Source organism: Chroococcus sp. FPU101, from assembly GCF_017312365.1.
Lineage (GTDB): Bacteria > Cyanobacteriota > Cyanobacteriia > Cyanobacteriales > Microcystaceae > Chroococcus.
In genome coordinates, this window is sequence record NZ_BLJI01000012.1 from 36,323 (window position 1) to 54,974 (window position 18,652).

The 18,652-nt window shown below is 39.3% G+C and carries 15 protein-coding genes and 1 tRNA gene; 11 read left to right on the top strand and 5 right to left on the bottom strand.

The features are described from left to right. The gene (locus tag CFPU101_RS12610) at nt 1-672 is read left to right on the top strand and encodes a class I SAM-dependent methyltransferase (RefSeq protein WP_206815693.1); all 672 of its coding nucleotides are present in this window, start codon (nt 1-3) and stop codon (nt 670-672) included. A gap of 18 nt (nt 673-690) precedes the next feature. Here the strand turns inward: CFPU101_RS12610 and gltS are convergent, their stop codons facing one another. Then, the gene (gltS, locus tag CFPU101_RS12615) at nt 691-1,899 is read right to left on the bottom strand and encodes a sodium/glutamate symporter (RefSeq protein WP_206815694.1); all 1,209 of its coding nucleotides are present in this window, start codon (nt 1,897-1,899) and stop codon (nt 691-693) included. 273 nt (nt 1,900-2,172) lie between these two features. Here gltS and CFPU101_RS12620 point away from each other — a divergent pair, with 273 nt between their 5' ends. Further along, a complete protein-coding gene (locus CFPU101_RS12620; RefSeq protein WP_206815695.1) occupies nt 2,173-3,090 on the top strand; it encodes a transglutaminase family protein in 918 nt (305 codons plus the stop codon). A gap of 9 nt (nt 3,091-3,099) precedes the next feature. Here the strand turns inward: CFPU101_RS12620 and CFPU101_RS12625 are convergent, their stop codons facing one another. Then, nucleotides 3,100-4,176: a hypothetical protein gene (locus tag CFPU101_RS12625; RefSeq protein WP_206815696.1), complete on the bottom strand. Its 1,077-nt coding sequence runs from the start codon at nt 4,174-4,176 to the stop codon at nt 3,100-3,102. Between the two features lie 407 nt (nt 4,177-4,583). Beyond that, a complete protein-coding gene (locus tag CFPU101_RS12630; protein ID WP_206815697.1) occupies nt 4,584-5,996 on the bottom strand; it encodes a sugar porter family MFS transporter in 1,413 nt (470 codons plus the stop codon). Between the two features lie 382 nt (nt 5,997-6,378). Here CFPU101_RS12630 and CFPU101_RS12635 point away from each other — a divergent pair, with 382 nt between their 5' ends. The 5 genes from CFPU101_RS12635 to hemF all read left to right on the top strand — a co-directional run bounded on the left by CFPU101_RS12635 (nt 6,379) and on the right by hemF (nt 10,495). Beyond that, a complete protein-coding gene (locus CFPU101_RS12635; RefSeq protein ID WP_206815698.1) occupies nt 6,379-7,752 on the top strand; it encodes a flavin monoamine oxidase family protein in 1,374 nt (457 codons plus the stop codon). A 111-nt stretch (nt 7,753-7,863) separates the two neighbouring features. After that, nucleotides 7,864-8,355, top strand: coding sequence for a ferredoxin (locus CFPU101_RS12640; protein ID WP_242577922.1), 492 nt, complete (start codon nt 7,864-7,866; stop codon nt 8,353-8,355). 188 nt (nt 8,356-8,543) lie between these two features. Further along, nucleotides 8,544-9,191, top strand: coding sequence for a response regulator transcription factor (locus CFPU101_RS12645; protein ID WP_206815699.1), 648 nt, complete (start codon nt 8,544-8,546; stop codon nt 9,189-9,191). Nucleotides 9,192-9,238: 47 nt separating this feature from the next. Next, a tRNA-Thr gene (locus CFPU101_RS12650) sits at nt 9,239-9,310 on the top strand. 165 nt (nt 9,311-9,475) lie between these two features. Then, on the top strand, nt 9,476-10,495 hold the full coding sequence (gene hemF, locus CFPU101_RS12655; protein ID WP_206815700.1) for an oxygen-dependent coproporphyrinogen oxidase: 1,020 nt from the start codon (nt 9,476-9,478) through the stop codon (nt 10,493-10,495). Nucleotides 10,496-10,593: 98 nt separating this feature from the next. Here the strand turns inward: hemF and CFPU101_RS12660 are convergent, their stop codons facing one another. Further along, nucleotides 10,594-11,343 carry a PEP-CTERM sorting domain-containing protein gene (locus tag CFPU101_RS12660; RefSeq protein ID WP_206815701.1) on the bottom strand — a complete coding sequence of 250 codons (750 nt, stop codon included), beginning with the start codon at nt 11,341-11,343 and terminating at the stop codon, nt 10,594-10,596. 677 nt (nt 11,344-12,020) lie between these two features. Here CFPU101_RS12660 and CFPU101_RS12665 point away from each other — a divergent pair. The 4 genes from CFPU101_RS12665 (at nt 12,021) to glgX (ending at nt 17,402) form a co-directional block, all read left to right on the top strand. Continuing rightward, a complete protein-coding gene (locus CFPU101_RS12665; protein ID WP_242577924.1) occupies nt 12,021-13,076 on the top strand; it encodes a glycosyltransferase in 1,056 nt (351 codons plus the stop codon). Nucleotides 13,077-13,089: 13 nt separating this feature from the next. Further along, on the top strand, nt 13,090-14,379 hold the full coding sequence (locus CFPU101_RS12670; RefSeq protein WP_206815703.1) for a glycosyltransferase: 1,290 nt from the start codon (nt 13,090-13,092) through the stop codon (nt 14,377-14,379). Nucleotides 14,380-14,384: 5 nt separating this feature from the next. Beyond that, entirely contained in the window at nt 14,385-15,209 is an 825-nt protein-coding gene (locus CFPU101_RS12675) for an MOSC domain-containing protein (protein ID WP_206815704.1), read from the top strand. A gap of 105 nt (nt 15,210-15,314) precedes the next feature. Beyond that, a complete protein-coding gene (glgX, locus tag CFPU101_RS12680; protein WP_206815705.1) occupies nt 15,315-17,402 on the top strand; it encodes a glycogen debranching protein GlgX in 2,088 nt (695 codons plus the stop codon). Nucleotides 17,403-17,419: 17 nt separating this feature from the next. On the opposite strand, the gene dnaN is transcribed toward glgX, so the two are convergent. Then, complete coding sequence (gene dnaN / locus CFPU101_RS12685; RefSeq protein ID WP_206815706.1) at nt 17,420-18,574, bottom strand: DNA polymerase III subunit beta; 1,155 nt, start codon at nt 18,572-18,574, stop codon at nt 17,420-17,422. Nucleotides 18,575-18,652 lie beyond the last annotated feature (78 nt).

Here is an 18,652-nt window from a genome sequence, read left to right on the forward strand (position 1 = left end):
ATGTCTAAGCAAACGATGGGTTTAAGCCCCGAATTTTATTCATATTATCAATCTATTACCGTTCAAGAACCCGAAATTCTTAAAAAACTGCGTGAAGAAACCGCCACGCACCCCAGAGCAATTATGCAAATTGCACCCGAACAAGGTCAGTTTTTAGCATTTTTAGTCAAATTAATTGGAGCAAGAAATACATTAGAAATTGGTATTTTTACGGGTTATAGTTCCTTAGTGACAGCCCTAGCCTTACCGCCAGATGGTAAAATTATTGCTTGCGATGTGAGTGAGGAATATACAGAAATTGCACGACGTTACTGGCAAGAAGCAGGAGTCTCAAAAAAAATAGATCTACGCATTGCACCTGCTTTAGAAACATTAGATCAATTAATTAATTCAGGTTATTCTAACCGTTTCGATTTTGTTTTCATTGATGCTGATAAAGGAAACTATCACAATTATTACGAAAAGTCACTAGAGTTAGTTAGAGAAGGTGGCATCATAGCGATTGATAATGTATTCTGGGGAGAGAAAGTAGCTGATTTAGAAATACAAGACAATCAAACAAATAAAATTCGTGAATTCAATCAGAAATTATATGAAGATGAGCGAATTAATTTAAGTGTTGTTCCGATTGCAGATGGTCTAACTCTAGCGATGAAGAAAGGATGTTATTGATTCTTCTACAGATTAGATTTAACCAATAAAATTGAGAAATTTCTGGATAACAAAAGCATTGGCAACATCGATAAAAAAAGCACCTACCAAAGGAACGATGATAAACGCTTGAGGAGAGGCCCCAAATCGTTCGGTGACAGCCGTCATATTAGCGATCGCCGTTGGAGTTGCGCCCAAGGTTAGCCCCGAATATCCTGCCGAAATGACCGCCGCATTATAATTTCTGCCCATGACTGGAAAAACAACGAAAATCGTATAAAGTGTACTAATTATAAACTGTACTAATAGTAAAACAGCGATCGTCCCGCCCATTCCTGCTAATGTCCATAACTGCAAACTCATTAATGACATCGCTAAAAATAAACCGAGACTGACATCAGAGATTAAAGCAAGCGAAGGTGTATTAGCGGGCCAAGGAAAACGTTTAAAAATAAAAGGAATCGTATTCGTTAAGAAAATCCCCGCCAATAAACAGGTAACGAAATCGGGTAATCTTAAACCGATCGCACTAACAATATAATTAAGCTCAATTCCCAAACCAATCGCAAAACTTATCACTAAAAAGGAATTTAGCATTGTGCTGTAATCAATCTTTACATTTTTCTGTCCGTGTTTGATTCCAATGGTTAATTGTTGATCTTGATCATCCGTTTTAAGTTGGTTTCTGACAATCAATAATTTAGCGACAGGCCCACCAACTATACCTCCTAAAACTAAACCCAATGTGGCACTAGCAATACCAATTTCTGACGCATTAGTAATTCCGTATGTATCCTTAAAAATCGGCGACCACGCGATCACCGTTCCAAGTCCACCACTAAGAGACACTGATCCTGAGATCAAACCAATTGGTAAATCTAAACCCATCAGTGAAGCAATACCTATCCCCGTCAAATTCTGCACGAACAGATAAAATACAGCAGTCACCAACAGAATTAATAACGGTTTTCCACCTTGCAATAAGGTTTTTAGCCGAGAAGATAGTCCAATGGTGGTAAAGAAAATAATTAAAAGGGCATTACGAATATCTAGATTAAATTCTACCTGAAACTGAAAAACAGCATAACAGAACCAAAAGATTAATGAAGCTAATACCCCACCAGAAACGGCATCAGGAATATTGAAGTTCTGTAAAAACTTAATTCTTTTAGTCAAGTACTTACCGAAGTACAAAACTAAAATAGCCACAATAATCGTTTGGCGCATATTGAATTGACGGATATCCATGATCTAAAACTTTAATCCCTGAGTTTTTCAATATAATTAATCGATACCATTTTTAGAGTAACTATTTTAGGCGTTATTGAATCAATAAATTTGTCGGATCTAACGGTGCAAGTGGTAAGAAATGTATATATTTAATAAGCCGAAAACAGACTAGAGCCTTTATTAAGTTAATACTTGGAGACTGTAAATTAATTTTTGTAAGGGATTTAAAGTACTTTTCTTACCTCAGATGTAAAATTTCAATTCATACATAAAATATAAGGAACAGTAGCAATGAGCGTTATTTATGATCTTGTACATACTACCACCTACAGCTATCGTAACCCAGTAACTTTCGGTAAACATCGTGCCGTCTTTTTGCCCAGTGCCACTCATCGTGAGCGAATTTTGAGTTACTTGGTAGAAACGAATGTACCTTGCAAAATCCGATGGATTATGGATACACTTTCTAATAATGTAGCCGAACTAGAATTTAGTGAACCTGCTAAACAGCTAATCGTCACTTGTCGGTTACGGGCTGAACATTTTGGCTTAAAAGCGATCGCAGAATTCCCCTTAGATCCCCGCGCTTTAGAAATTCCAGTGCAATACACACCTGATGAGTGGATCGATCTTTCTGTGTTTATGCGTCCTCATGCAGAAGATCCCGATAGCAGTGTTGCTACATGGGCTAAAGACTTTGTTGCAGGCGACCAAGATCATACCCTCGATGTGTTGCAAAGGATGATGGATACAATCAAGAACAACTTGAGCTATCAATCTCGTGAGACAGATGGAACCCAATCACCGGGGGAAACTCTACGTTTAAAGTCGGGAACCTGCCGTGACTATGCCTGGTTGATGATTGAAGCCTTGCGACGACTGGGGTTAGCCTGTCGCTTTGTCAGTGGTTATCTTTATGACGCGGCACTTGATGGCGGTGAGGTCGGTATGATTGGCTCAGGTGCTACTCATGCTTGGCTTCAAGTCTATCTACCAGGTGCTGGATGGCGGAATTATGATCCAACGAATCAAATTACAACGGGCTTTGATTTGATCCCAGTAGCGATCGCCCGTCATCCTAGCCAAGTGATGCCCCTATCTGGTTTTTGGTTTGGCGAGACTCAAGACTATCTAGGGATGAATGTCAAAGTCTTGATTCGTAAACTGGGTAATCTACCTGAGTTTGAGCCAAGGTCAGTAGTGTTGTAGATGACCTGATTAGTACCGCAAAATCAGAGCAATCTGTTGATGGAGTGATAAAGACCCATCGTCTACCATAACAACCTTTCCTCCTTTAGCTAAGACAACCTCGATAATCTCATCGACTGCATCATCCATAACCTCAGTGCCACCCGCTTCATCGACTAACTGGAAATTGCCATCTTCAGTGAGGATCGCTGGTACATGATAATTTTTTTCTACTAAAAGCAATTTCCCGCGCCCTTCATTAGCGAGTCGCCACACTTCTCCAATCGTAGAAACAACCTTTTGAGCGTTTACTGCATTCTCTAGCTCCTGAAGCGCTTCTTGTCGTTGTATTTCGCGAAAAGGCTGCATTGCTGTCCAAACGTGGGGAGCTAGTTCAGGGAGACTGGCTTTATCATAATTGCCACTCAGAACTCCAGTGATCGGTTGCGGATATTGGGTAACCTCTTGAAAGAAAGAAACTTGCCGATCAACTCCTCCAACGACTAGCGGTAGAAACTCTTGATCATCATAGAAAGTTAATGCACTATCGACCTGTTGAAAAAAACGACGATGGCGATCATCTAGATAGCTAGAATCAGCATGATAGGGAAGGGGTGCCGTTCCTCCAGGCCCCGTCATTTCCATCGGAAAGTTTTTATCTTGTATTTCTTCTAAAGTCTCTGCGGTTCCTGCTAATAAACGAGTAGACGCTTGAGAAAGTAATAAGACCCAATAACGCAAAGATCGGTGCATTCCATAGACTAAATCGCGTGTAGCAAAGGTTTGATCGATAATCACCCGCGCAGGTACAGAAAAAGGTAAGTAATAAAGTTTAGCGAAATCGTGACTAACAAACAATGCTAAACCGTCGAGGGTGTGGGGATAATCGATCTCGTTAACCAATTTTTCTAGGTTATTTAATAATGGTGCTAACTCTCGATTAGAAAATTCCTCAGAAAGCCGTTCTGTTGCCTCGTTGACCAAATTTTTGACGAGGATTGGATCTCGTTTGTTATCTGGTGAAGTGCGATGTGTCGGTAATAAAATAGAGAGAGCAGGCACACTGGTCAAAGATTGCAATTGTTTCAAGTCTTGACGATTAATCATAAATATTTTCCCAATTAGCGGTGTAAATGGAGCGCAATTTTTTACACTAAAGGACGATCCGTAGCAAAGTCAAGTACTAAGATATAATTGCTACAAACCTTATTAATATAAATACGGAGGACAACAAAAAGTTACATTTTTTTAGCTCATCACCTGTTGATAAGTGCGTTTGTATCTATTGATTAAAGTAAATAATAAAAATGAGAAACCTAAAAAAAGTATTTAAAATTTCTCAAAATTACTTAAGCTTTAAAAGCTCAAACCGTGTTTTATTCTTTCATTACACAGTTGCGGATTAGAGTTGCTCCTAAACCTGCACCGTTATCGTCGTGAAAATATTCGTCTTGAAAGCATCATTTAGTAACTTAATTAATTCTTCATTTATTTTGTGATGCTCCCTTAAAGGTTTACATTTGCTCAAGGGTTTTACCTTTAGTTTCTTTAACCAAGAGAACGACAAAAAATATTGAGATCGCAGCCGCAACCGTATAAAGTCCATAAGCAGCCCCCAGTCCAAAGGTAGCCAGTAGGGGAGGAAAAGAGGTAGAAATCAGGAAATTTGCAATCCATTGAACGGCAGCAGCAACAGAAAGGGCAACGGCTCGAATCTTGTTATTAAACATCTCGCCCAACATCACCCAAACCACTGGCCCCCAAGAGAAACCATAGCAAAAAACAAAGAGATTAGCAGCGAGCAGCGCGATAAGACCATTAGAGCCAGTTAAATTCGGATTCCCATCGGCATCGAAGGGCGCATTGCCAAACATTACCGCCAGTGTTCCCAAAGTAATCGTCATGCCAATAGAGCCGATCAAAAGTAAGGGTTTACGACCAAACTTATCGACATAGGTGATCGCAATTAAGGTCGTAATAATATTAATCACACCCGTAATCACCGTAATTTTAAGGGAATCCTCTTCAGAAAATCCGACTGACCGCCATAAAACACTACTGTAGTAAAAGATCACATTAATACCGACAAACTGTTGTAGGACAGATAACCCCATTCCGACCCAGACGATTGGTAATAGTCCGCTCCTTCTGCTAAGAAGATCAGAAAATCTGGGTTTGTGATCGATCTGCATTGTTTGCCGAATTTCCTCAACTCTAGCCCCAAGATCTCCGCCTTCAATCTTACTTAAAACAGCCGCCGCCTCCGAGTCTCGACCTTGGGCGATTAAGTAGCGAGGTGATTCGGGAATGATTAGAGCCGCTATTCCATAAAGTACGGCAGGCGGAGCTTCTGTTAAAAACATCCAACGCCAGGCAGGAATACCTAATAGCCAAGGGTTTTCTGCTGAACCCGCCGCTACCGTAATAAAAAAGCTACAAAGCAGAGCCACAAAAATTCCCACCACGATCGCCAACTGCTGAAGCGAACCTAATCTTCCTCGTAGATCGGCAGGAGAACATTCTGCAATATAAGCAGGTGCGATGACACTAGCCAAACCCACCCCTAAACCCCCAAGCATACGCCAAGCGATAAAATCATAGATGGTAAAGGGGAAGCCAGAACCAAAGGAACTTAGAGCAAAAAAAATCGCCGCTACCAACATGACTTTGATTCGACCAAAGCGATCAGCCAGTTGTCCAGCAAAGAAAGCACCGATCGCCGAGCCGAGTAAAGCCCCTGAAATTGCCAAGCCAATTAAGAGAGGACTAGCATTAAATTCTACCTGTATCGCTTTGACTGCACCGTTAACAATAGCGGTATCGAAACCAAATAAAAAGCCGCCTAAAGCAGCCGCACCAGCAATAAGGATGATAAAAGAAATATTAACCTTACTGGGTTCTACTTGTTTTTTATAATTAGATGTCACGTTGTTATGTCCTTTTTTTTAATTCACTAAAAGGTTTTTAAAATCGTAAACAGAGCAGCAATTAGCTAACTTCTGATTTGTTTTTATTTGCTCATTCAAGGGCTTTTCAATCAGATTTTTTAGCCTGAGCCAGCCCTGTTGTAATTTTGATTCTATTAAGATTTGCTGCGATGAGTGATGTTACGCTCTGTTTAATTAAAATTATCTCTATAATCTTAGCGTTAACTGCTTAATTTGTAGGATAAGTGTTACAAAATGTACTTTAAAGATTGTTATTTTATGATATATTTTTACATTACTTAAAAATTTTTTTACAAAACTACTAGATAATCAATTAATCATATTTTTTAAAATTAAAGCATTAACAATCAAGACTTTTATCATGTCAATTTCAAACTCAATTGTCTATGATTGCATCGTCGTCGGTGCTGGATTAGCGGGTCTCGTTGCAGCCCGTAATCTACATCGATCGGGTCACAAAGTTTTAGTGATTGAAGCGCGGGATCGGATTGGGGGTCGGATGTATGGTCAGTATTTACCATCAGGGCAGTGGATCGATAAGGGAGGTCAATGGGTTGGCCCGACCCAAGATCGTTTTTTGACTCTACTTGATGAATATGGAGTGCGTCGCTTTCCCTCACCAGCCGAAGGACAAAAAGTATTGATCTTTGATGGAAAACGCTACGAATTTAATGGTTTTTTCCAAGGCTTCCCAGAAGGTGAACCCCCCAGTGTGAGTCTGGAGGAATGGGGTGATGCAATGGACGCTTGGCAACGTTTCGAGACATTAGCCAAGAAGTTACCGTCTGGACATCTGCGCCGCGATCGCCAAAATCAAAAATTAGACAGTCAAACCTTCACCCAATGGATCGAAGAAAACACTAAGACCGCTTTCGGACGCTGGTATTTTTCATACATGAGTCGCGCTGTCGGCTATCTAGGGCCCGCAGAACCAAGTCAAGTTTCACTCCTACACGTCCTCTGGGGGAACAACTGTGCGCCACAGTCGGAACATCCAGAAGCCGAACTGCTGCATGGTGGGGCAGGGCAAATTCCAGAAAAGATTGCTGCTGAGTTGGGGAAGCGAATTTGTTTGGGTGAACCAGTCCTACGCATTGTTCACGCTCAAACTGGGGTGGAAGTTGAAACACCCAAAAGTCGTTTTAACGCACAGTTTGCTATTGTTGCAATGCCACCTCATCTTGCAGGTCGCATTATTTACGATCCACCAATGCCACCTTTACGGGGACAACTCACCCAACGTGTCCCGATGGGATGCTGTGCTAAAATCTTGGTTTCTTATAATTGTCCATTCTGGCGAGCTAAAGGGCTTGCGGGAATTGGTTTAGGTAACTGTCGATGGATTGAACTCTGTGCAGATAGTTCTGATCCCGAAACTGAGGTAGGAGTAATTGCTACCTTTGTCGTAGGCGATCGCTATAGAGATTGGCGACCGATGAGTAATGGCGATCGTCGTGCTGCCGTTCTTGGCGATCTAGCAATCTATTTCGGTGATGAAGCCCTATCTCCTTCTACATACGACGAAGTTGATTGGCCGGGCGAACCTTGGACAGGAGGCGGATATGCTGCTTTTATGCCACCTGGTGTCTGGACAAGTTTCGGTGAAGCCCTCACTGCCCCAGTAGGTCGTATTCACTGGGCTGGTACAGAAATGGCCGATCGTTGGGCTGGTTTTTTTGATGGTGCAGTACGGACGGGGGAGGCGGCAGCAACGGCAATCATGAATCTTCTCTAAGCTGTTGAAAAGTTCATCTACGACTCTTGATTCAGCTACTACCAAAAGTCTAAGGTATCATGGTTGATGTGTGAGTATATATCAATAGATGTAACGTTGAGATCAACGCCAATGAATGAAGAGGTAGCCGACGTTCAATTGAGCGTCGAAACAACAGCCACTTTCACAGAGAAGGAAAACAATGTCTTTGAGAACTGTATTCAAGCATTAGGACTAAAATACATTCAACGTCATGTTTTTATCTGTGCAGATCAAACTAAACCAAACTGTTGTACTAAAGATGTTAGTCTTGAAGCTTGGAATTATTTAAAACGCAGACTTAAAGAATTAGGATTAGATCAACCCACCTCTAATATACCTAGCTGTATTTTTCGGACAAAAGTAAATTGTCTGAGGGTTTGTCTGGATGGCCCAATTTTGCTAGTCTATCCTGACGGTGTATGGTATCGTCACGCTACGCCAGAAGTTATTGAACGAATTATTCAAGAACATCTTTTAAAGAATCAAATTGTCGAAGAATATGCCTTTTTGATTCAACCCTTGCCCTCTAGCTCAATCGAACCAATCACAGTCACAAAAACCGTTAATGAAATCCTTCGCTAAAATATCCGTTAAAAAACGGAGACATCTGTAAATTTATAATGTAGTTCTGGGCATATTAACGATAGTGTACCGTAATATAATCTCGTGCTTGGACAATTGATCCGATGAAGCATATTTTTCTCTACGGTTACCACGCAGAATAGCAAGACATTTTATACACTCAACTTTAAAGAAAGTGAGCCTTGTTAATGAAAGATACCAATAAAGACAGCAAAAGACTTCTGCTCATCGATGACGATCCTAATCTCATTCTACTCGTCAAAGATTATCTTGAATTTCGAGGATATGAAGTCGTCACCGCCGAGAATGGACGAGACGCTATTGATGTTTTAACCAGACAACAACCAGACATGATTATTTGTGATGTCATGATGCCTGAAATGGATGGTTATTCCTTTGTCGAATCAATTCGTCAAGATAGTCGAACCAACTGGATACCCGTCATGTTCCTTTCAGCAAAAGGCCAAAGCCAAGACCGCGTTAAAGGACTAACTAAAGGGGCTGATGTTTATATGATCAAACCTTTTGAACCCGAAGAATTGGTGGCTCAAGTTGAATCATCTCTAAAACAGGCTAGTCGCTTGATGCGTCATAATAGTCGCTCCTCTCTTGAGGAAAATGCCCGAATTCAAGTCGCCAATAGTGTCGAATTAACGCCAACTGAGTTAAAAGTGGTGCAATTGGTCGCTCAGGGGTTAGCTAACCGAGAAATTGCCGATAAATTAAATGTGAGCCAACGAACCATAGAAAGCCATGTTTCTAATATGTTGAACAAAACTAATCTAAAAAATCGCACAGAATTAGCACGCTGGGCTATTGAATGCAGTATGGCGTAGAGAATGATCTTAACAAAAAAACAAAACTTTGTTATCCTAGTTAAAGTGCTGGTGTAGCTCAGTGGTAGAGCAGCTGATTTGTAATCAGCCGGTCGCAGGTTCAAATCCCGTCACCAGCTTTAGATTAGGAGTTTTAGATTAGGGCTACATTTTTTGTTGTCCGAAAAATAATATTAAGATATCTTGCCACAAATCAAGAACACCCATTTGGACTAATCACCCCAGTGTTAAGATGATTGACTGGGTAAGATTTTTGTAAATCCTTAAATTAATTTAAAATCATCATGACCGCATTGATTCAAAATATCCAAGCTTCCCTCCCGCCGACTGATGCCAGAACCAGAGTTCGCCAATTGATGCAGAAGATTCAAGACGAAATTTGTACAGGTTTACAAGCAGTAGATGGAGTCAGTCAGTTTAAAGAAGATAGTTGGAACCGTTCCGAAGGGGGCGGCGGTCGTTCCCGCGTTCTGACCCAAGGAGGTGTATTCGAGCAAGCAGGAGTGAATTTTTCTGAGGTTTGGGGTCATGAACTGCCCCCCTCAATCTTGAAACAGCGTCCAGAAGCCGCAGGACATCAATTTTATGCCACAGGTACCTCTATGGTGTTACATCCCCATAATCCGTATGCGCCTACAGTGCATTTGAACTATCGCTACTTTGAAGCAGGGCCTGTGTGGTGGTTTGGTGGTGGTGCTGATTTAACCCCCTATTATCCTTTTGCTGAAGATGCTGCCCATTTCCATCGGACTTTTAAACACGCTTGCGATCAACATCATCCTGAATACTATCCAGTTTTTAAGCGGTGGTGCGATGAGTATTTTTATCTCAAACATCGTAATGAAACACGTGGCATTGGTGGTATCTTTTTTGATTACCAAGATGGTTTAGATCCTCTTTATCGCGGGCCCCATCCCGATAAAGCGGCGGCACTTTATAGTAATCAATTGTCTCCTCAACGTCCTCGTACTTGGGAGGATCTATTTGATTTCGTTTCTGAATGTGGTCAAGCTTTTTTAAGCGCTTATGTTCCCATTGTCGAAAAACGCCACAAGACTGAATATGGAGACAGAGAACGTCAATTCCAGCTTTATCGTCGCGGTAGATATGTCGAGTTTAATTTAGTTTACGATCGCGGTACAATTTTTGGGCTGCAAACCAACGGACGCACGGAATCGATCTTAATGTCTTTACCGCCTTTGGTACGTTGGGAATATGGCTATCAACCCGAACCCAATACCCCAGAAGCCGAACTCTACGACGTTTTTCTTAAACCGAATGACTGGGCTAACTGGCAACCGTAATCGTATTTTATTAGGGGTTTGGCAATCAAACCCTCAAGCAAAAAAAGAGGCGATTAGATAAACTAATCACCGATTTTTAAGCAGATTAAACAGCATATTTACTTTGAGTGCAATTGCTTTTTCCGCATCGTAGCCGTTGCACCCGCAACCGCTAATAGTCCTAGCAATGCCGTCGGTTCTGGAGTCGTCATAGCATTACCCACACCTAAGAAAGAAATGGCAATGTCTCCATTAGCAGGAGGATCGAGGACTAACTTAAATGACGTTACTGCGGTTGGATTAAAAGCTGAATTGATAGCAGTAAAATCAGAAAATAAGAAATCTAAAGGCAAAACTGGGTCAGTGCTATCCTTGAAACCAAGAGATTTGCTAACAGTAATACCGTTGATGGTGACCGAGAAAGGTGTGACAGCCGTTCCACCAACTTCATTAAGGATAATTCCTAGAGAAACCCGATCAGCCAAACCACCAACCGTTAAATCCACAGGAGCAAAAGTTGGGTTTGCGGCTGGATTACCGTATGAAATTGTTACTAAACTATTTACGCCCGAAATATTATTAACCTCAATACCTGCACCGAAATTGGTCGTAGGAATTATGGTTTCACCTAAACCTCTACCACCTTGTTTAGTTACACTCAACCGACGAGTGATATTGCCAGCACTAAAAATCGTGCCAGGAACAGAGGCAGAAGTGGTCGCTGTTCCATTGGGCTGAGTTCTCCTTGTAGTTTGCGCCGTCGATAAAGGATCAATTGTTTGTATGATCGCCGCTTCAGCCAGACCCGCCGCCGTAGGAAGCAAGGCCGCCGATAAAACTGTCGTTAACAATACATTTTTCTTGTTCATTTTTCAATTTATTATGATATGAATTTGGTCTGATTTAACAGAACTGTCTATAATTATGCTTCATCACAATAAGAATACCCTCACTTTTATCAAAAATCAACATATCTATATATCTATACTGAACATTATAGAAAGACTGTTAATCGGTAAGTTAAGTAATTGTATACTAGATATCAAATAGCTAAACTTGTTGATTCTGAGTGAAAAACTATGTACTCTATAGGGATTTATATCTTCTTTTCATTTTCTTGACTAATAATTTATAAACCTCAATAATATTCTATAAGTCAAACAATGCTGACATTTCTTAAGGAAGCTTTAATTTAATAGGTTGAACGATTTTTAATCTTCTCCATCAACCGACTTGAAAACAATTTTTATGTAATTTTCGATCAGTTAAGTTGATGCTTAGTTTTAATTAATGGTACATTTGAACTTAAAAAATTAAAAATGCTGGTTTGATGGAAACAAAATAGAACCTGTGAGTAGCTTGTCTTTGAAAGGAAAAATAAATTTAGTTGACTCAGCATTTTTTAGGAATATAATCTTATAGCTAATGACAATTAGTTGAATGAGGATTTTTTCTCAAGATGCAGACGCAGACAAACCAAGACTTTAAAATAGCTGTTTATTATCCTTGCTTTCTCGGAGGGGGTGCAGAAGCTGTCGCACTTTGGATGCTAGAAGCTTTAAAAGATAATTATGATGTAACACTGTTTACTTTTTCCGATATTGACTTAGATAAGCTAAATTTAAAATATGGTACTCACCTCTCGAAGCAAACCATTAAAATTAAGTCAATACTTCCTCAATTCTTAACGGCACCTAGTAACTTTTTAAATTCTAATACTAAGCATTTTAAACAATTCTCATTACATTCTGTTCTACGCTTGATTAAAGCTAAACAAGATGATTATGACCTACTCATATCAGGATATAATGCTGTTGATTTAGGCAAACCAGGGATACAATATATTCACTGGACTGGAGTAGTAGAAAAAAATAAGTTAGCTAAAAAATATTATAATAAGTTGTCTGATTTCTCGGTAGAAAGATTGAAAAAAAATGTTTCTTTAGTCAATTCTAAAACCGTTGCACAACAAGCTCAAAATTTTTATAATGTAGAACCAATCATCGTTTACCCTCCTGTCGTGATTGAATCAATTGATATACCTTGGGAAGACAAAGAAAATGCTTTTATTTGTAGTGGAAGATTAGTTAAGGCTAAACAGCCTCATCAAGCTATTTCAATTATTAAAGCCGTTCGTGAAAGAGGATTTGATGTTAAATTATATTTAACAGGTGGTGGCGGTGGTGGTGAACAAGATTATTTACGTTTTCTCAATAAAATGATTGAAGATAATTCGGATTGGGTTAAACTGTATAGAAATTTAAGTTATGAGGATTATTCAAAAATTCTTTATAGCTGTAAATATGGAATTCATCGTAAACAAGAACCTTTTGGAATTTCTGTAGCAGAAATAGTCAAAGCGGGAGCAATTCCTTTTGTTAAATCTACTGGTGGTCAAGTTGAAATTGTAGGAGAGAAAAATCAAGATTTATTATTTAATACGGATGAAGATGCTGTAGAAGCAATTGTTAAAGTTCTTAGTAATGAAGAAAAACAAAGCCATTTACGGCAAGCCTTACAAAAACAAAAGGTTTTATTTTCAACTGAAAGATTTAGTCAAGAGTTTAAAGAAATTGTTAAAAATTATTTAGAAAAAAAATAAGAAGTTAGTTCAGATGAAGATTATTATTCCTATCGAATTTTATCGCAAAGGTGGCGTTGAAAGAGTTATTATCTCTTTGGTTATTAGTTTAATCAATTATGTTGAGCAAATCATTTTAGTTTTACCAGATAAAGATATTCCCTACTTTCAATCATTATTACCTAAATCTGAAAAAATCTGTTATGAAAATTTTCAGATAGAAAATTATAGTTTTCAATTAAGATTGATTAATTTTTTGCTAAAAACTGATATATTGGGTAAACTAAACGCAACAGCAATCAAAATAATTTTAAAGAACAAAACTGCTAAATTAAAAATTCAAGCTAGACTGAATGAGCTAATTAGTAAATATCAAGCCGAATATTGTTTATATGCAATTATCAATAAACTGACTCCACCAAAAGTTAATGTAAGTTTAAGTGGAATTGCTTATGATTTGTTTTGGATGTTTGCTCCTTTAACTTACTCTGAAGAGTATCGCAAAAAATACAATGAACCGTTTGAAAAATGGCTAAATACAGCTGACATCATTTTTACAATATCACAGAAAACTCGTGATGATATTTTAAAAGTTTTTCCTCATGCTGATTATCAAAAAGTCTTAAAACCTGTGCCTCTATCGGGATATTTAGTATCAACTGAACAGGAAAAAATTAACGCTTATCCAATTGACAAAACCAGTCAAACAATACAATTTTACTTTCCCTCATCTTTTGGGATTTATAAAGACCATTTAACGTTATTAAAAGCAGGAGTAATTTTAGCACAAAAAAATCTAGACTTTAAAATTGTATTACTAGGTCGAGAAACAGATGGTTTAATTCAAGGTCAGTTAAAACTATCTCAGCAATCAAATACACAAGAGTATGCAAATTATGTCAAGGAATGTCAAGAATTATATACTCAAAATCAGGCAATTTTTGAACAATATTTTGAAGGTTTAGGCTACTGTGACTATGAAAAAGTTGAATATTTATATCAGAGCAGTTCTTGTGTGATTATGACCTCTCAATATGAAGGATTTGGGTTAGCGGTTTCTGAAGCAATTGTGCGAGGAGTTCCCGTAATTGCCTCGGACTTAAAAGTTTTTCAAGAACAAGTCGATTTATATCAATGTTCTGATCGCGTTCGTTTGTTTCCCGTAGGAAATGTAGAAAAACTAGCAGAATGTATGGAAGAATTTATTAAAAATCCTCTGCCAAAATTGTCCGATTTAGAAATTCAAGAACGTTTTTCCCATTGGACTTGGGATGCAGTGGCACAAGCTTATATTCAAGCTTTACAATCGATTGACAATAGATAAAAAATATGATTGTTTCTGAAATAAATATTTACCCGATTAAATCCTGTCAAGGTATTAGAAAAGATGATGCCGAAATCTCTCAAAAAGGTTTTTTGTGGGATCGAGAATTTATGCTAGTCAATCCAGCAGGAAAATTTTTTACACAAAGACAATATCCTCAGTTAGCAACCGTTAAAATAGAGATTCAAGATAGTCAAATCACTTTATCATCGTTAGATCAATCTTTAGGTTCTGTTGCTTTTAATCCGACATTAATAGGAGAAGAAATTAAAGTAGAGATTTGGCGCGATCGCACAGTTGCTATTTTACAAGATGATCAGGTGTCTCAATGGTTTACGACTTTTCTCAATACCCCTTGTTATTTAGTTAGACAATCTCCTGATTATATTAGACCCATTGACGAAAATTACGCGCCTAGTAATAACTTACCCGTCAGTTTCGCTGATGGCTATCCCTTTTTAATAACCAATACAGCCTCATTAACGGAACTCAATAGAAGACTCAAAGAAACCTACAACAATGAAGCTCAAACCATACCAATGAATCGATTTCGTTCCAATATCGTCATTCAGACAGAACAACCTTTTATAGAAACAAAATGGAAAATAATTAGAATTGGTGAAGTTCAATTTTCACTGGTTAAACCTTGTACAAGATGTATTATTACAACCACCGATCAAATAACAGGACATCGTAATCCCCTACAAGAACCTCTAAAAACTTTAGGTACATTTCGTAAATCTACCCAAGGTATTATGTTTGGTGAAAATATGATTCCCTTCAATTTAGGAGTAATTCGCGTGGGTGATGCAATCGAAATTATAGAATAGTTGGAATGATTCGTTATATTTAAGATTTATAAAAAATCTAGCGTAGATGATAATTAATACCCTAAAAGTGAGACGATGGGAGAAACTATAGCCCAGTTTAGACCTATGCTGCTCGCCACACTTTCTGGTAATAGTCATCCAATTGGTGCAACCGTTGAACCTGATGGGGTCAATTTCTGTGTTTTTTCAAAAAATGCAACATCCATAGAATTATTACTATTTGATCAGCCTAACGATCCTAAACCCGTTATTACAATTCCCCTTGACCCCGACAAAAATCGCACCTTTTATTATTGGCATATTTTCGTTAAAGGCATTGGTGAAGGGCAAGTGTATGCTTATCGGGCATATGGGCCTTTTGAACCCGAAAAAGGACATCGTTTTGATAGTTCTAAGGTACTACTTGATCCCTATGCTAAATCGATCGTCGGTTATACGACTTATAATCGAAAAGCAGCGATCGAGCCTGGGGATAACTGCGCTAAAGCCTTACGGAGTGTGGTCGTTGATACAAGTAATTATGACTGGGAAGGAGATCACCCGCTACGCATTCCCTACTCCCAAAGCGTCATTTATGAATTACACGTAGGAGGATTTACCCGTCATCCTAACTCTGGTATCGCCCCCGAAAAACGTGGAACCTATGCAGGATTAATCGAAAAAATCCCATATTTAAAGAATTTAGGCATCACCGCCGTCGAATTGTTACCCATCCATTATTTTGACCCAGAAGATGCGCGACCCGGTTTATGTAACTATTGGGGATATAGTACGATCGGATTTTTTGCACCTCATCGAGGCTATACTGCTGATAAATCAGGAGTTGGGGCGGTTAATGAATTTCGAGATATGGTGAAAGCCTTACACCGCGCTGGAATCGAAGTCATTTTAGATGTCGTCTTCAATCATACCGCCGAAGGGAACGATCAAGGGCCCACTCTCTGCTTTAGAGGATTAGACAACGAAGCGTACTACATCCTAGAACCCGACATGATTCACTACGCTAACTATAGCGGTTGTGGAAATACTTTTAGGGGAAATCATCCGATCGGGGGCAGCTTAATTTTAGATTCTTTGCGCTACTGGGTATCTGAAATGCACGTAGACGGGTTTCGCTTCGATCTTGCTTCCGTTTTAGCCAGAGATTCGCGGGGCTTTCCCATTGAAACCCACAGCATTAATATGAATCATATCATCTGGGCGATCGAATCAGATCCAGTTCTAGCAGGAACAAAATTAATCGCAGAAGCTTGGGATGCAGCAGGTTTATACAGTGTGGGGCAGTTTGTCGAGTATGCAGACTGGTTTTCCGAATGGAATGGCCCTTATCGAGATGATATCCGTTGTTTTGTGAAAAGTGATGCGGGAATGATTCCTAATTTAGCCGCGAGAATTTTAGGAAGTCCAGATATTTATCACCGACAGGATACCGATATTAACCGTAGTATCAACTTTTTCACCTGTCACGATGGCTTTACCCTCAATGATTTAGTTTCCTATAACGATAAACATAATGAAGCGAACGGGGAAAATAATCAAGATGGAGCCAATCATAATTTTAGTTGGAACTGTGGCATTGAAGGCCCAACCGATGATCCAGAAATAGAAGCATTGCGACTACAACAGATTAAAAACTTTTTTACTATTCTTTTTATGTCCCAAGGAACTCCAATGATCCAAATGGGGGATGAAATTCGACGGACTCAACTCGGAAATAATAACGGCTACTGTCAGGATAATGAATTAAGCTGGTTTGATTGGAGTAGAGTCGATCAAGAATTTGACCTGTGGTGCTTTGTACGGCGACTGATTCAGTTTACGGAAAATTTGGAACTTTTCCAACAAGAACGCCTTTTAGAGGTAACCTGTGCTAGTCACAACCCACATTTATCATGGCATGGAGTCAAATTAGGGAAACCCGACTGGTCAAAAGATTCTCGTAGTCTTGCTTTTTCTTTGCATCATCCTGAAGCGGGCGAACATTTACACGTAATATTGAATGCTTACTGGGAACCCTTATCTTTTGAATTACCCATATTAGGCAAACATGAAAAATGGTCGCGCATTGTCGATACTGCCCTTCCTCTATCAGAAGCCGTTTGTGAGTTAGATTCTGCAACGGATGTGAAAGAAAAAACCTACTTAGTGACAGGGCGTTCAACGGTTGTTTTAATGGTAAAACCCCTAATTTGAACTACCCCTCGTATTTTTTAGCTGCGTATTTGCACTGGCATAACCAAATATGTCATTTTTAAGCCATCTAACGGACTAAAGATTACAGGTTGAGTGCTTTCGTTGAGTTGCATTTGAACATGAGTTGCGGGTAAAGCTTTTAATCCATCCATCAGATACTTGACATTAAACGCAATATCTGTATCATCTCCACTCATTTCGGCGGGCATTGATTCTTTTGCACTACCCAAGTCTGGCGACTCAACGGATAGGGTTAATTGTCCTTTATCTCCATTGAGACTAAATTTAACTAAATTATTCTTTTGATCGGCCAATACGGCAACTCGTTCTAGACTACTTAATAATCGTTTACGTTCTAATGTCACTGAACGCTCAAACTTTTTCGGGATGAGTTGTTGGTAAGCGGGGTAAGCACCTTCTAGCTTACGACTGGTCAACTTTTGATCCCCTAGTTCAAAGATAATCTGTCCTTCATCGACACGCAACGTCACTAAATCTGTGGTTTGATTTACCGATAGAATACGTTCTAATTCCCGTAATGTTCTCGCAGGGATAGTCACCCCAAAACCTTGAGTAATATTTGAGGTTTCGGCATCTTCTAAAGGAGTTTGCACAACGGATAAACGATGACCATCGGTTGCAGCAAATTCTAAATTATCGGGTGTTCCAGTCAAATGAACTCCAGTCAAAACTTGTTTAGTTTCATCGGTACTCGCAGCGAAAAGGGATGCTTTTAGACCCTCTGTTAAAGCGGTAATGGGTAGAATAATGATTTCTCCGTCTTCAATTGAAGGAAGTTGCGGAAATTCGGTCGCTTGCATCCCCCTAAGCTGAAACCGTCCTGAAATCGAAGTTAATGTTGCTAGTGTCTGTTCTTCTGCGTTGTCTTGTTCGTCCACAAAAAGGGTAATTTCGCCATCGCTGAGACGAGATACAATATCAGTCAGGAGTTTTGCGGGTAAAGTCACTGTCCCACTTTCGGAAACAGTCGCTTGAAAACTGGTTTTTATCCCTAGACTTAAATCAAAAGCAGTGAGGCTAATTTCTCCTTTTTCCTCATCTGCAACAAATAAAACGTTTGCTAAAACAGGATGAGTCGGACGAGAGGGGACAGCACGACTAACCAGAGAAAGGTTAGTATTTAATTCATTTTGGGCGCAGGTAAATTTCATTGCTCGTAATTAGCCAGATCGATAGTTTAATTGTACTATTGTATGATAAGAGTCACGATCTATCATTATGGCTCATTC

Excerpts from the sequence above, each read along its gene's own strand:
- CFPU101_RS12610 (WP_206815693.1), top strand. The coding sequence starts at position 1 with ATGTCTAAGCAAACGATGGGTTTAAGCCCCGAATTTTATTCATATTAT.
- gltS (WP_206815694.1), bottom strand. The coding sequence starts at position 1,899 with ATGGATATCCGTCAATTCAATATGCGCCAAACGATTATTGTGGCTATT.
- CFPU101_RS12620 (WP_206815695.1), top strand. The coding sequence starts at position 2,173 with ATGAGCGTTATTTATGATCTTGTACATACTACCACCTACAGCTATCGT.
- CFPU101_RS12625 (WP_206815696.1), bottom strand. The coding sequence starts at position 4,176 with ATGATTAATCGTCAAGACTTGAAACAATTGCAATCTTTGACCAGTGTG.
- CFPU101_RS12635 (WP_206815698.1), top strand. The coding sequence starts at position 6,379 with ATGTCAATTTCAAACTCAATTGTCTATGATTGCATCGTCGTCGGTGCT.
- CFPU101_RS12640 (WP_242577922.1), top strand. The coding sequence starts at position 7,864 with ATGAATGAAGAGGTAGCCGACGTTCAATTGAGCGTCGAAACAACAGCC.
- CFPU101_RS12645 (WP_206815699.1), top strand. The coding sequence starts at position 8,544 with ATGAAAGATACCAATAAAGACAGCAAAAGACTTCTGCTCATCGATGAC.
- hemF (WP_206815700.1), top strand. The coding sequence starts at position 9,476 with ATGACCGCATTGATTCAAAATATCCAAGCTTCCCTCCCGCCGACTGAT.
- CFPU101_RS12660 (WP_206815701.1), bottom strand. The coding sequence starts at position 11,343 with ATGAACAAGAAAAATGTATTGTTAACGACAGTTTTATCGGCGGCCTTG.
- CFPU101_RS12665 (WP_242577924.1), top strand. The coding sequence starts at position 12,021 with ATGCTAGAAGCTTTAAAAGATAATTATGATGTAACACTGTTTACTTTT.
- CFPU101_RS12670 (WP_206815703.1), top strand. The coding sequence starts at position 13,090 with ATGAAGATTATTATTCCTATCGAATTTTATCGCAAAGGTGGCGTTGAA.
- CFPU101_RS12675 (WP_206815704.1), top strand. The coding sequence starts at position 14,385 with ATGATTGTTTCTGAAATAAATATTTACCCGATTAAATCCTGTCAAGGT.
- glgX (WP_206815705.1), top strand. The coding sequence starts at position 15,315 with ATGCTGCTCGCCACACTTTCTGGTAATAGTCATCCAATTGGTGCAACC.
- dnaN (WP_206815706.1), bottom strand. The coding sequence starts at position 18,574 with ATGAAATTTACCTGCGCCCAAAATGAATTAAATACTAACCTTTCTCTG.